At 53.3% G+C, this 15,240-nt stretch carries 5 protein-coding genes; 4 read left to right on the top strand and 1 reads right to left on the bottom strand.

The window, feature by feature from the left end; all coding sequences use genetic code 11:
- Nucleotides 1-543: 543 nt before the first annotated feature.
- The 4 genes from gltP (at nt 544) to ABDW13_RS09515 (ending at nt 11,040) form a co-directional block, all read left to right on the top strand.
- Nucleotides 544-1,845 (top strand): glutamate/aspartate:proton symporter GltP, encoded by a 1,302-nt coding sequence (gltP, locus tag ABDW13_RS09530; RefSeq protein ID WP_343552319.1) that lies wholly within the window; start codon nt 544-546, stop codon nt 1,843-1,845.
- 154 nt (nt 1,846-1,999) lie between these two features.
- Nucleotides 2,000-2,911, top strand: a complete 912-nt coding sequence (gene murQ, locus ABDW13_RS09525) for an N-acetylmuramic acid 6-phosphate etherase (RefSeq protein WP_343552318.1) — start codon at nt 2,000-2,002, stop codon at nt 2,909-2,911.
- Complete coding sequence (murP, locus tag ABDW13_RS09520) at nt 2,911-4,353, top strand: PTS N-acetylmuramic acid transporter subunit IIBC (RefSeq protein ID WP_343552317.1); 1,443 nt, start codon at nt 2,911-2,913, stop codon at nt 4,351-4,353. The genes murQ and murP overlap by 1 nt, the downstream gene beginning before the upstream one ends.
- Before the next feature lie 591 nt (nt 4,354-4,944).
- On the top strand, nt 4,945-11,040 hold the full coding sequence (locus ABDW13_RS09515; RefSeq protein ID WP_343552316.1) for an autotransporter outer membrane beta-barrel domain-containing protein: 6,096 nt from the start codon (nt 4,945-4,947) through the stop codon (nt 11,038-11,040).
- 59 nt (nt 11,041-11,099) lie between these two features.
- Here the strand turns inward: ABDW13_RS09515 and ABDW13_RS09510 are convergent, their stop codons facing one another.
- Nucleotides 11,100-14,975, bottom strand: a complete 3,876-nt coding sequence (locus ABDW13_RS09510; protein WP_343552315.1) for an Ig-like domain-containing protein — start codon at nt 14,973-14,975, stop codon at nt 11,100-11,102.
- Between the last annotated feature and the right edge of the window lie 265 nt (nt 14,976-15,240).

Genomic DNA, 15,240 nt, shown 5'->3' with positions numbered 1-15,240 from the left:
AAGGTTAATTGAAGCGCGTTCAAAAGCTTTGTTTCTGTTTTGTAGTCTGGATCACGACCTTTCAGCCCGCCATAAAATGGCTGAATCGCTTCTGACAAATGCATCCATAAATGCAGCCAATTCTGCTGTTAATTCGCTAGCATGCCGTTATGGCTGTGCAAAAATCCAGCAAACGCACTCGGCGAGTTTTTGCCCACTATTGCATAGCTATGCGGAAACTTATCGAATTAACACTTTTCATAACAGCGAGTTATAGTCGTTAACTCATCTCAGCATTTTATGCTACTAACCTGAATAAGATTTGCGCTATCCCGCCGGGGGTTGCATTTACCGTAGTGAAAATGGTACTTATCTCGGCCCTGTTCAGCAGGTATCAACTCTGATTGCATCATTTCGCAGGCGCAAAATGCCGGCACGGCAAGAAATGAAAGCAATCAACAATAACCCTCTATTTTATCGGGCTTTTGCTCACTTCCCTGTGTGACATTTCTTCTGCACCTTCGCAGCAGAGCAAGGGGTTTTTGACTTGAGGAAATAAGCGTTATGAAAGGTTTTAAGTTCACCCTCGCATGGCAGATTTTGCTAGCGCTGATTTTAGGCGTCATCGTGGGAACTGTGCTGCATAATCAGCCAGACGATCGTGAATGGTTAATCACTAACATTCTGACGCCAGCTGGTGACATCTTTATTCATCTGATCAAGATGATTGTGGTGCCGATTGTCATTTCTTCGTTAATTGTCGGCATTGCTGGCGTTGGCGATGCGAAAAAGCTCGGCCGTATTGGTGTCAAAACCATCATTTATTTTGAAGTGATCACCACCCTTGCCATTGTGGTCGGCATTACGCTGGCCAACGTATTCCAACCCGGCAGCGGCATTGATATGTCAACGCTGGCAACGGTGGACATCTCTAAATACGAAGCCACTACCGAAGCGGTGCAGGGTGCGCCTCACGGCCTGGTTACCACCATTTTGTCGCTGATCCCGCAGAACATCTTTGCCTCGCTGGTGAAGGGCGACATGCTGCCGATTATCTTCTTCTCGGTGCTGTTTGGTATGGGCCTGTCAGCGTTGCCGAAGGAACATCGCGATCCGCTGGTAACGGTGTTCCGTTCGATTTCCGAAACCATGTTTAAAGTGACGCACATGATCATGCGTTATGCGCCAGTCGGCGTGTTTGCGCTGATTGCGGTCACTATCGCCAACTTCGGTTTTGCTTCGCTCTATCCGCTCGCCAAGCTGGTGTTGCTGGTGTATGTGGCGATCCTGTTCTTTGCGTTCGTGGTACTCGGTGCGGTAGCGCGCTTCTGTAAGCTGCGCATTACTACGCTGATGCGCATTCTGAAAGATGAGCTGATTCTTGCCTATTCGACCTCCAGTTCCGAAACCGTGCTGCCGCGCATCATGCAGAAAATGGAAGCCTACGGCGCACCGAAAGCCATCACCAGCTTCGTGGTGCCAACCGGTTATTCGTTCAACCTCGACGGTTCAACGCTGTACCAAAGTATCGCGGCGATCTTTATCGCACAGCTGTATGGCATCGACCTGTCGCTGACCGATGAAATCATTCTGGTGCTGACGCTGATGGTGACGTCGAAAGGCATCGCTGGCGTACCGGGCGTCTCCTTCGTAGTGCTGCTGGCAACGCTGGGCAGCGTGGGTATTCCGCTGGAAGGTTTGGCGTTCATCGCCGGTGTCGATCGCATCATGGACATGGCGCGTACCGCACTGAACGTGATCGGCAACGCGTTGGCCGTATTGGTGATTGCGCGCTGGGAAGACCAGTTCGACACCAAGCAAGCCGCCGCATACGAGCTGCAAATGCGTACGCAAAGCGCCAGTTAATCTCAGGCGCTTAACGTGATCAAACCCGCTTCGGCGGGTTTTTTTATGCCCGTTGGCACATAATCTAAAAAAAATTCGTCAATCATGAGGAATTGATAATTCCATATGATATATAGTTTGACGAATAAATTATTCTCTCTCACAGGAGCGTGTCATGCAGATCGATCTAAGCCAGATGATCACCGAAGGTCGTAATCCCGCCAGTCAGAACATTGATGAACTCGCCACTGAAGCGATGCTGCGCGTGATTAATGATGAAGACAAAAAAGTGGCACTGGCGGTGGAAGCCATCGTGCCGCAGATTGCGCAGGTGGTGGATGCCATCACGGCGGCCTTCAGCCAGGGCGGACGTTTGATCTATTGCGGCGCGGGCACTTCAGGGCGTTTAGGGATCCTCGATGCCAGCGAATGCCCGCCGACGTTTGGCACGCCGCGTTCGCAAGTAGTTGGACTGATTGCCGGTGGTCACACCGCGATTCTGCAAGCGGTGGAGAACGCCGAAGATAACGTCGATCAGGGCGCGCAGGATCTGCGTGATATCAACTTTCAGGCCAGGGATGTGTTGGTGGGGATTGCTGCCAGCGGGCGCACACCGTACGTGCTCGGCGCGCTAGCCTACGCACGCCAGCAGGGCGCGTTTACTGCGGCGTTAACCTGCAATCCCAACAGCCCGATGTCGCAAGCGGCGGATGTGGCGCTGACGCCGGTGGTCGGCCCGGAAGTGGTTACTGGCTCATCGCGCATGAAAGCCGGTACCGCGCAGAAACTGGTGCTGAATATGCTCACTACTGGCGCGATGATTCGCAGCGGCAAGGTGTATGGCAATCTGATGGTGGATGTTGAAGCCACCAATCAGAAGCTGGTGCAGCGCCAAATCAACATCGTGAAACAAGCCACCGAATGTGATGATGCCACGGCGCAGCAAGCGCTGGCAGCATGCGGCGGACATTGTAAAACCGCGATTGTGATGGTGCTGGCGGGATTAGATGCTGCTGAGGCGAAATCCCTGCTGAACCAGAATAAAGGCTTTATTCGTCAGGCATTACGCGATGCAGGAGCACAATGATGGCCGCCATCAACGAAGGATTGCTGCGCGATATCCTGCAAGCGGTAGGTGGCGCGAACAACGTGGTGCAGTGCGGTAACTGCATGACGCGCCTGCGTTTGACGTTAGCGGATGCCGCGCAGGTGGATAGCGCGAAACTGAAAACCTTGCCTGGCGTGCTCGGTGTGATCGACAGCGATGCGCAATTGCAGATCGTACTCGGTCCCGGCAAAGCGCAAACCGCGGCAGAGAAAATGCAGCTGCTGCTTAACGATGGCGATCAACCGCCAGCGCCACGCGATTTGCACAGCATTGCCAGCGCGCAGAAGCAGCAGATGAAGGCGAAACAAACCAGCGGATTGCATCGCTTTCTCTCCTGCTTTGCCACCATTTTTACCCCGCTGATCCCCGGTTTTATCGGTGCCGGTTTGTTGCTGGGTTTTGCCACCTTGATCGAACAGATCTTCCACCTCAATCAACCCGGCGATCACGCACGTTGGCTGCTGGACACCGTGGCGTACATGAAAGTGTTCGGCAAGGGGCTGTTCACCTTCCTGAGTATTTTGATCGGCTACAACGCGCAGAAAGCCTTTGGTGGTACCGGCGTCAATGGCGCGATTATCGCCGCGCTGTTTGTGTTGGGTTATGTGCCCAAAGCCACTGTCGGCTATTACAGCGGCATGGAAGATTTCTTCGGCATGGCGATTGATCCGCGTGGCAATATTATTGGCGTGTTGTTGGCGGCGATATTTGGCGCGTGGATTGAAAAACAGCTGCGTAAAATCATTCCTGATAATCTCGATATGATCCTGACATCGTTGCTGACGTTATTAATTACCGGTGCGGTCACTTTCATGGTGATTATGCCGATTGGCGGCGAATTATTTAAAGGCATGTCGTGGCTGTTCATTCATCTGAATAACAATCCATTTGGTTGCGCCATTCTTGCCGGACTGTTTTTAATTGCGGTGATGTTTGGTATTCATCAGGGCTTTATTCCGGTCTATTTCGCGCTGATGGAAACGCAGGGCTTTAATTCGCTGTTCCCAATTTTGGCGATGGCCGGAGCCGGGCAGGTCGGCGCGTCGCTGGCGTTATGGTGTAAAGCCGATAAACATTCGCTGCTGCGTCAACAGATTAAAGGCGCGATTGTGCCGGGACTGTTGGGCGTGGGTGAACCGCTGATTTATGGCGTCACGCTGCCGCGCCTCAAGCCGTTTATTACTGCGTGTTGTGGCGGCGCACTCGGTGGTTTCTTTATCGGGCTGGTGGCGTGGCTGGGACTGCCAGTGGGGATGAATACCGTGTTTGGTCCATCGGGATTAGTCACCTTGCCGCTAATGACATCTTCACAGGGCATCTTCGCGGGCATGGCGGTGTATCTCGCCGGGCTGATTGTGGCGTGGGTTGGCGGCTTCGCCTTTACCTGGTGGGGCGGCACGCGCGGCGTCGATTTAAGTTAAGTCCGGACAAGGTTCAATTCTCACGAATTGCACTTTTTTGAAGCGGCGCGATTTATCTCGTTCTTTTGGACGCTGCTCTGTCTGAAAAACAACGCGATAAATCGCACCGCTACGAATAGTGCACTGTTAAAGTGAGGTGATAATTGAATTTAATTGTGATGCAAGTCACATTTTTTGCATAAGCCGTATCGCTTAGCCTGGCACTGAGGCATTTCACGTTAACGGGCCATCTGTAAGTAAAGCGTTATGAAAAAATAAAGGGTTTATTAACGAGATACAAAGCTAGCACTTAACTTAACGCTGGCCTTTATTTATTTTGAATATCCATCCCGCATCGCATTTATTTCTCCAATATGACAATAGGTTAGCCATAATTCCCTTTTGCGTCTGATGGCAAAAAAGTCTATACCTAAAGCCAATAAATCTATAACAACAGTTCCGTTCCCATTTTCGCTGCACCGTACTTTCTTCACACAGGCTTCAAATAAATTGCTAACCGGGATTGGTGTTATTCCTGCCGTTTTATCCCCCCGCGATGAATTTAACGCTGTTGGCTAACAGCGTGGACGCTTTACGCCCATTGGAGGAAGTATGAGGTTCAGATTAAATCCGATCGCTTTGAGTATTTCTGCTGCACTTGCGCTGTTTTATCCGTCAATCAATGTTCAGGCAATCACCCTCGGCAATTACACGCCACAGACCAATGATAACCAGGTTGGTGCACCCGCTAACAGCGTAAACGGAAGTGGCGTTAGCGATACCTTGACCGGTAGCGCCACCTCAATTGCGCCCGGAACCGATGGTGCCGTCACCACCACCTTAGGCCAGGTCGCGATCACCTCAGGATCTGAATTCCTCAATCAAACCCGACTCGATCCCGGCCCGCAGAACTTTGCCATCGCGGTTCCCGATCCCACCACTGGCGGCAACACCACCTTCCAGGTGTACAACTCGGCCAGTTTGGTGGCGCAGGCTCCAGTGACATCCAGCACCAGCGTGCCGGATATCCAAAACGTTAATGGCGATCAGTACATCAATGCGCGTATCGCCAATGTCACCAACGGCGGCACGCTTAACGTCAATATCGGCCAGGCTAACGCTAACAGCAGCGCCACCAGCAACAGCTGGAGTATGGCGGCCAAGCAAACCACCTTGTTCCAGGTGAACAGCGCGAGCACCTTGAACTGGGATTCCAACAACCGCATCAACTTCTTTGGCAGTGTGGCGCAGGCCAATGGCGCGACGGCCACGCAAACTTATCAGGTGCAGAACGTCGCCACTTATAACGGCAGTTTCAGCGTGCAAACGCTGGATGGAAAAAGCAACAGTTTCACGGTTACCAACGCCAGTCAGTTGCAGACTTATAACAACTGGCTGATCAGCCAACTGCAAGCCGGTAATCTCAGCACCAGCAACTACCTGACCGAGTTCAATAAAGCGGTCAGCGTCAGCAATCAGAATATCGTTTACAACGTCAGCGCCACGCCGCCCGATGAAGTGACGCAGCCGATTGGCAATCGTATTGTGGTCAATGCCGATGGTGCGGGTTCGACGGTGCATCTGGCGGCCGGAAAAACGCTGGAAGTGAATGGTGCAACTGGCGGCGCGGTTAAAGCCTCGAACGGTGCGCAAGCGGTGATTGATGGCAAACTTGCCAGTCGTGGCAGCGCAGCCAACAGCGGCACCGCGCTGGTATTAGCGGATGGCAGCAGCGGCAGCACCAGCACCACCGGCGTGATAAACGGCGGCTTCCTTAATCGTGTGGATGGCACCGGCATTGGCTCAACCGGTTACGGTGCCAATGGCGTGCTAGTGCAAAGCGGCAGTACTTTCGACAACAACGGCATCGTTAACTTCGCCACCACCGGCAGCAACACGCCATTTGGCGTCGCTGGGATTCGCCTCGATGACGGTGCCAGCGCCAATAATAACGGCAATATCAACGTCGGTGTAAACGGTTCGAGCGCACGCGGTACCGCATCGGGCGTATTACTGACCGCCGACAACGCTAACTTCAATAACAGTTCTGGCGGCCAGATTTATATCGGACGCGGCCCGCAAAACAGCCTAACCGACAATGTTGCTGATACTGCGATGAACCAAAGCGGCTTAACCAGCGGCATCGCGCTGGTCGCCAACGGTACGGCGACTAATGAGGGCAATATTACCATCGGTTCGAAGGTGCAAAATGCGGCGGGGATGTCGGCGACCGGCGTCAACGGCGGCACCTTGATCAATGCCGGAACCATTGATGTTAACGGCGCGGCGGCCAGCATTCCACGCGAGAACGTTGGTATGTTAGTGACCAACAGCAATGGCACGATCAATAACGCAGGCACCATCAACCTAAATGGAGTGAATGGCACCGGCTTAAAAGTGTTGGCGACCAATGGCGGCACAGCTGCTGCTAATTCTACCGGTACGATTAACGTGGCAGGCGGAGCCGATCCCGCCAGCGGCACGCGCAACTTTGGCGTGTGGGTGGAAGGTCAGGGCAGCGGGACTGCTAGCGCCACCATTGATGGCCCGGTAAACCTGAGCGGCAACGGCGCAATTGGCGTGCACGCGCGCGGTAACGCCACGGTGAATGTAGCGCAGGACGCCATTCCCAGCTTCACCTCCGGCAGCAACCAAATCGCTTTCTTCGCCTTTGGCCCGAATGCGCGCATCAACGTAGCGGGCAACAATCCGTTTGACGTCACCACCACCAACTCCACGCTGTTCCGCGTCGAGCAGGGCGCGGATTTTGATGGCAGCAACTTGTCGCTCACCGCCTCGGGCGCGGGTTCGACCGCAGTCAATGGCAGCGGCGGCGCCGGTACCGAAGTGTTTACCCGCAATGCCACGCTGAATGTCAGTGGTGCGGGCGCCACCGGCGTCAATATTGAAGGCGGCGCCAGCGGCACTATTGATGCCGCCACCAACATCAATCTCACCGGCAACAATGCGATTGGCGCGATTGTCGATGGGCAGAAGCATGCACTTTCCGGTGCTAACACAGGAACGCCGGTGAGCAGTACCACGCTCAATTCAGCGGCGGCACTTAACTCCTCGCAAAGTGGTTTGATCGGCTATCTGGCGCGCAACCGTGCACAGTTAACCAATACTGGCGATATCAATTTCAGCGGCGCGAATGCGACGGGCATCCGTGTTGAGAGCGGCGCAACCGGCAATAACAGCGGCAATATCACCATTAACGACGGCGGCACCGGCATTGCGGTCAACAGCAACGGCAGCACATCCAACACCACCGCCAACAACAGCGGCAACATCAATGTGAACGGCGGCAGCATCGCCAGCCGCAGCCGCGGCGTTAGCGCCAGCGGTAATCGCGCAGTGGCGAATCTCAACAATGGCACCACGCTCAACCTGAACGGCACTGGCGCGATTGGCGCTGAAGCGTTGAACGGTGCGCTGGTGAATGTCGGCAACAGTGCAACGCCGGTGTTTAACAACAGCGATCAAATTGCGTTTCATGCCGCGGGCAGCGGATCGCGCATCAGTTCGGCGGCCAATGCGTTAGATATCAACAGTAACGGTTCAACCGGCTATCGCATTGATGATGGCGCCGCGCTGAGCTTCACCAATCCAACCACCTTGACCACTAGCGCCAGCAATAGCACCGGCGCGATTATCTCCGGCAGCGGCAGCAGCCTGAACAGTCGTAACGCCAACTTCACCGCCAGCGGCCAGGGCAGCACGGCGATCCGTGCCGAAGGCGGGGCCAACGCCACGCTCGATAGTGGCAGCAATATCAATATCAGCGGCAGCAACGCGGTCGGCGTGCTGGTGAATAATCTGCGCACCGATCTGAGCAATGCGCTGGATGGCAGTTCCGCCGCCACCAGCGTCACCAGCAACGGCAATGTTAACGGAGCAGGCAGCGGCGCGATCGGATTTGACGTCACCAACGGCGCTAATCTGGTGAATAACGGCGCGTTGAATCTCACTGGCAATAACAATATCGGCATCCGTTCGCGCGCCGGCAGCACGCTGACCAACAACGGCACGGTGAATGTCGCCAACGGTACTGGGCTGGACGTCTCCGGCAGCGGCAGCACGCTGGCAAAAGGCGGCGCGATCAACGTCGATAATGGCGTTGCGGGTGTACGCATCAGCGATGGCGCGCAGCTGGCGTTGACCGGCAGCGATACGGTGATCACCACGCGCGGCAACGCGCACGGCATTTTGCTGGATAGCGGCGCGTCTGCGCTCAGTGCTAGCGATGCCACCATCAATGTGCTTGGCAGCGGCAACGGCATCGAAAACCGCGCTGAACTGAGCAACGTTGGCCTGAGTAATCTCACCATCAACGTTGGTGACGGCAGCGGTATTCGCACCGCGGTGCCGTTCGATCCGACTTCCACCGTGACCACCAATGTGTCGGGCAGCGGCACTGGCTTGAACATCGCTAATGCCGATGGCAGCACCACCAACGGTGATTTAAACCTCGGCTCCGGCTATCAGTTTAACGTTACTGGCGCAGGCGGCACCGGCATCCGCGCCAATACCACCGGCAATGTGACTACCGCCGCCAACGTGAATATCGACAACGCAGCGGGCGGTTCGGCGCTGGTCTCCAGCACCGCAGGCACCATCGTGAATACCGGTACGTTTACTTCCAATAGCTTGACCGCGCCGGTGGTGGATTTGCGCGGCGGCAAAACGGTGTTCGAGAACTTTGGCAACATCATCACTGCTAATCCGCAAACCGTGGCGGTTGCGGGCAGCAACGCCGATGATGAAATTCTGCTGACCGAAGGCGAAGTGCAGGGCGACATCAATCCCGGCGGCGGTTCGGATACCTTCCGCTGGACCGGCGGCACGCTCAACGGCAGCCTGACGATGGGCAATGACAACAACAATTCGGCGTTGGTGAGCAATGTCGATCTCGGCACCACTTACCATCTCACCAGCGGTACCGGCACCGGCAATACCTTAACCTTCAATCAGATCAATTATCGCGGCGGCAGCTTCAGCGCTGACGATCTCAGCAAAGGCGTCAATCTCGGCAGCGGTTGGAGCACCATCAACTTCGCCAATACGCAATGGACCTTGACCGACAATCTGCAACTGGCGCATAGCACCATCAACGTGGATGCCGACTCAACGCTGTTCGCCGGTGATAATGTGCATCCCACCTTGTCGGGCGGCACCGCGGATTCGTTGGTGGTGAACAACGCCGGTACGCTGGATCTCACCAACGGCGCGGGTTCGCCTGGCAACACGCTGGATATCAACGGCTCGCTGGCGTCGAGCGGCGGCCAGGCCAATCTGATCACTAACCTCAACAGTGGCGGCGCGTTGAGCAATCAATTCACTGACCACCTTAACGTCACCGGCAATGCCACAGGCACCACCTTGTTAAACGTTAATCTGGCGCAGGCCAGCACTGGCGCGCTGACCGATCTCAATCGCAACGGCGGCGTGGAAGGCAACGAAGGGATTTCACTGGCGCAGGTTGGCGGCAATGCCAGCGCCAATAGCTTCGCGCTGAAAGATGGCTATCTCGCCGCAGGTCCGTGGCAATACCGGCTTTACACCTTTGCGCCGGGCAGCAGCGATCCGAATCAGCGTTTAGTCAGCGGCAGCGGCAACAATTACTGGGATTATCGTCTGGCGAATTACTACGTCTGCGAGAATAGCGCCAGTTGCCAGCCAACCTTTGTCACTGATGCGTTCGGCACGCCGCACAGTTACGATTCACGTCCAGCGGTGGTGCCACAGGTGCCTTCGTACGTTTCTGCGCCGGTTGGATTAGCTTATTACACCGCGGCGATTATCGACGATCTGCATAAACGTTTGGGCGAGTTGCGCCATGAGCAAACACGACCAGAAGGCGACGGTGGCGAGATGTTCGTGCGCTATATCGGTTCGAACCTCAAGTACAAAACCGATCAAAGCTTCCGCGATTATGGCTACGACTTTGACCTTGATTACAGCGCAGTGCAGGTCGGCGGCAACTTGCTGCGTCTGGATGGTGAAAAAGACAGCCTGCGCGGCGGCTTAGCTTACACGCGCGGTAACACGCGCATCCGCCCACACGCCGCCGACGGGTATAGCAGCACCACCTTCGACAGCGACAGCCTGGCGTTGTACGGTACCTGGCAGCGCCAGAGCGGTTTCTATCTGGATGGCGTGTTGTCGTTTGACTGGCATCGCGGCGAAACCGATACCGCGCGTACGCAAGAAGTAGCGAAGCTGAAAGCTCATGGCTGGACCGCTTCGCTGGAGAGCGGCTATCCGTTTGAATTAGGCAATGGCTATAAACTCGAACCGCAGGCGCAGCTGATGTACATGAAGTTGAATATGAACGACTTCACCGATCAAGATGGCAACCAAGTGCGTTACGGCGACTACAAGCAAACCATCGGCCGTCTCGGCGCGCGTCTTGATCGTACCTGGACAGATGACAGCAATCGCCAATACACGCCATATCTGCGCGCAAACTATTACAAAGGTTGGGGCGGCACCGCGAGCACTAACGTCTCTTCGGTGGATAATCCGGCGTTTGGCGGCACCTTCAACAGCGGGCATTTTGGTCAGATGTGGGAAGTGGGTGCGGGCGGTACGGCGACCTTGCAGAAGGATGTGTCGCTGTATGCGGAAGCTGATTATCGCAAAGAGATCGATGGCAACGGTGCCAAAGGTTGGCGTTATAACGTCGGTGTAAGGTGGCAGTTTTAAGCATAAAAACGGATGGCTCGCGCCATCCGTTTTGCGTTATATCATGACTAACTTAGAGCTTAGATTGCCTGATACTGCTCTTCTTGCAGAGCTGAAACCGCAGCGGTATTGGTCGCAATACCTGAAGTAGTCACTACCGACAGATCCGCCTGAGAAAGATTCAGGCTAGCCGGCTGTGCTTCCACCTCAACGTCTTTAGACAGCAAGGTTTCTTGCGCATCGCCCAGCAACTCTGTACCCAAGATATCAAACAGGTTGATCTCTTCGTTTTTGGTGGCAGGCGCAGGTTCACCGATCTGGAAGGTAAACACTTCGCTATCGGCACCGTTCACACGGGCAATCACGCTGTATTCGCCATCTTCAATGCGGCTATCCACTTCGAGATACCATTTACCGTAGACGTTTGCGCCGGTGAAGCCGAGTGAACGGCCATCGGTGGTCAGCAGTTGAACGGTAGCATCCGGCGTTGCTTTGCCGTACAGCACGATGCTGTTGTCATTGATTGGCTCGCCGCCTGAAGGTTGTGCATTGCCATAATCAAAGAAGCGGCCGGTAATGGAGTCGATACTCACGGCATCAGCAACATCCGCTGCAACAGTGAATTCGCGTGCCAGCAGGGCATCTTTATATTCCCCTTTGACTTCAATGCGATGCGCGCCATCTGCCAGCTCCAGCTGGAATGACCAGGTGCCATCTTGTGCGGTCAAAACGCTGCCCACTTTCTGGCCGTTATCGTAGATTTCCAGCACGATATTCTGGCCAGCAAGACCGCGAATTAGTGGGGTGCTATCGTTGGTCACTTCGCCACGACCAATGAATGCTTCACCGGCTTCGTCGTTGTAGACGCTGAACTTAATTTCAATTTCTTCAGGATCGATCAGCGAGACAATCAGCGTAGCGCCTTTGTTGCCATTCACATCAGTTGCAACCACTTCGTGTCCACCTGCCGCCAATGGTTCAGTTGTCTGGAAGCTCCAGCGACCGTATTGATCGGTGATAGTGCTGCCAATTAACTGACCATCAACGGTAATGTTAACCGACGAGCCCACCTGCGCTACGCCATTGAACACCGGCGTGTTGTCATAGATGGTCGCGTTGTAGGCGAAGTTATCAACACCATCAAAATCGCTGATACCGCCCAGCACCCATGGCGCAAAGACTTGAGTAGCAACGACATTAAAGGTAAAGGACGCGCTGACATTGCTCGCGCTTTCACCCACCGTTAAAACGTGCTGGCCCAAAGCCAAGGCGCTGCCTGGTTCGAATTCCCAGTTACCTTGTGCGTTGGCGAGAGCAGAACCAATCTCAATACCCTTGTCAAAGATACGCACCACGCTATTTGCTGGCGCTTTGCCCGCCAGTTTCGGCTGGTTGTCATCAGTTGCCGCATTGGCGCTGATGGCACCGGTATTCATGAAGAAATTATCAATTACTTCGTTAAGCTGGAACGGACTTTCAGGCTCGACCGGCGCGACCGGTGCGATGATGACGAAGTCGAACTGCTCGCTGCTGTTATCCGTTGTGGATTTAGCTACGATGCTATGTGCGCCGCCTTCCAGTGGCGAGGTGAAATCAAATTTCCAGCTGCCATTGGTTTTGCTGGCAATCACTGAACCGATCTCTTTTTCACCTTCATACAAGCGAATCAGCGCGCCTTTCGGACCGCGGCCGGTAATGAACGGCGTGGTGTCTTCTGTTGCATTTTCACCGGTGTATTCACCTGAATTACTGCCAATCAAATCGACTGATACCGGCACTTTAACGATGAAGTCCAATGCTGCGGTTTCGGTACCATTGCTGCTTTTGATGACAAAGCTGTGTTTACCGTTTTCCAGATAGGCTGGATTAACCGGGGTGAAATCCCAGTAACCGGTAGAAGAAACGCGACGTTCGCCGATTTTCACGCCGTTATCGAAGATTTGCACCAGACTGTTTGGCTCAGCGTTGCCGAAGAATCGTGGTGTATCATCATCGGTGGTTGCGCCTTTCTCAATCAGACCGCGCTGTTGGCCGAAATCATCAATGATGTACTCAATTTCTGGCACCTGCGGGGCGATCGGCTGCGGTGCTGCGATAGTGATAATGAACGGTGCGCTTGCAGTGCCTTCTGCCGTTTTGAACACCAGATTGAAGCTACCGAAAGGCAACTCAGGTGTCAGCGACCAGTTGCCATAGGCGTCTGAGAATGTTGAGCCAATTTCTTTTTCGCCGTCATAAAGACGGATAAGCGTATTTGCACCCGCTTTACCAATAAAACGTGGTGTGGTGTCTTTGGTGGTGGCACCCGAATGAATTTGCTGGTTGTAGCCATTTGAGTTATCAAACGCACCAAATACTTCAATCGGTTCCGCAGCTGCAGAGGCAATCGTCACCGGGAATGGTTTGGTTTGAGAGCCTTCACCCGCTTTAAAGACTAAGTTGTAGCTGCCAGAGGTCAATGTTGGCGTCAGGTTCCAGTTGCCATAAGCATCAGAAACCGTTGAACCAATGACTTTATCGCCATTGTAAAGGCGAATCAGCACGTTAGCCCCCGCTTTCCCATAAAAATAGGGCGTGGTGTCTTTGATTGTAGCGCCCGGCTGAAGCGGCTGGTTATAGCCGCGAGAGTCTTCGAGCGCGGCAAAAATCTCAATCGGCTGCGAATCAGCAGAAGTGATGTCCAATGCGAATGGCTTGCTGGCTGTACCTTCACTGGTTTTAAACACCAGATTGTAGCTACCTGCAGGAAGCGATGGCGTCAGGCTCCAGTTACCGTAGGCATCTGAAAGCGTTGAACCAATCTCTTTATCACCATTAAACAGACGAATCAATGTGTTAGAGCCAGCCTTACCATTGAAACGCGGTGTGGTATCTTGGGTACTATCACCCGATTTCAACGGTTTGTAATAATAACGGTCTGAGTCATCGTAAACATTGAGGACTTCGACCGGCTGAGCTTGTGCCGAGGCAATCGTCAGGGCAAAGGGTTTACTCTGCGAACCCTCACCCGCTTTGAACACCAGATTGTAACTACCTGCAGGCAGATTAGGCGTCAGGCTCCAGTTGCCCCAGGCATCGGAAACGGTTGAACCTATCTCTTTATCGCCATTGAAAAGACGAATGAGTGAGTTAGCACCGGCTTTACCATTAAAGCGCGGAGTGGTGTCTTGGGTGATATCGCCCGATTTCAATGGTTTGTAGTAATAGCGATCGGAGTCGTCAATAACATTCGTGATTTCAATTGGCTGCGCTTCTGCAGAGGTGATTGTAAGAGCAAAAGGCTTACTGGCAGAGCCTTCACCCGCTTTAAACACCAGATTGTAACTGCCCGCAGAAAGATTAGGCGTTAAGCTCCAGTTGCCCCAGGCATCAGAAACAGTTGAAGCAATCTCTTTATCGCCGTTAAACAAGCGAATGACGGTATTGGCCGCTGCTTTACCATCAAAACGTGGCGTGGTGTCTTGGGTGGTATCGCCAGGTTTTAACGTCTTCGGCACGTAAGGGTTATTATTATCGTAAACAAAATCGATGGTTACCGGTTGAGTTGAAACCGCTGGAATCGTGATGTCATAGCTGGCAGAAATAGGATTACCGGCGCCAACCACTTGTACCGTGAAGTGATGCTCTTCACCTTTAAAGGTATTTGCATCATAAACCCAACGGCCAGACGAGTTAGTAATAACACGAGCAATTTCAATGCCATTATCATAAATGATGACTTGTTTATTGGCTGTCGCGCGACCTTCAAATATCAATGTACCTTGTTGAACTTCACCGCCGGATTCAATGGGTGTGAGTCGGTTATTAATCGGTGAGCGAATGGTATCGATAATCGCTTCATCGTACTTTATCGGCACAATCGGTGGCAGCGTGTTGACTGCTGCGCTGGCGATAGATGCAGCGGTGGTACTTGCTTGTGCAGGGCGAGAGGCATTTTGGTTCTTAGATGTGCTCATTATTCAATCCTTTTAATTACTGTGCGTCATGTGAAATCAGCGCGCAGTATTTATGGAGTGAAGCGAATATTTGACGAGAAACGTCCCAATTGATTGTCAACAAATGTATGCATCAATGTTGTTGATTAAAGTTCAATAAATTCAATAATTTGATTTTTTTAATTGATTTAAATTTTTCGTTATAAATTCAATTAATGAATCCTAAAATATTGTGATTCGGAGCTTCGAGCAAACTCTCAATCTCAAGGCGAATAAAGTAAGATTT

This window comes from Pantoea sp., from assembly GCF_039594315.1.
In the GTDB taxonomy this organism is placed as follows: Bacteria; Pseudomonadota; Gammaproteobacteria; order Enterobacterales; family Enterobacteriaceae; genus Pantoea.
Note: the sequence above shows the minus strand (reverse complement) of the source record. Positions and strands in the feature narration are given on the sequence as shown.

What these genes read in the sequence shown, in the direction of transcription:
- gltP (WP_343552319.1), top strand. Translation starts at nt 544, where the DNA reads ATGAAAGGTTTTAAGTTCACCCTCGCATGGCAGATTTTGCTAGCGCTG.
- ABDW13_RS09515 (WP_343552316.1), top strand. Translation starts at nt 4,945, where the DNA reads ATGAGGTTCAGATTAAATCCGATCGCTTTGAGTATTTCTGCTGCACTT.
- murQ (WP_343552318.1), top strand. Translation starts at nt 2,000, where the DNA reads ATGCAGATCGATCTAAGCCAGATGATCACCGAAGGTCGTAATCCCGCC.
- murP (WP_343552317.1), top strand. Translation starts at nt 2,911, where the DNA reads ATGGCCGCCATCAACGAAGGATTGCTGCGCGATATCCTGCAAGCGGTA.
- ABDW13_RS09510 (WP_343552315.1), bottom strand. Translation starts at nt 14,975, where the DNA reads ATGAGCACATCTAAGAACCAAAATGCCTCTCGCCCTGCACAAGCAAGT.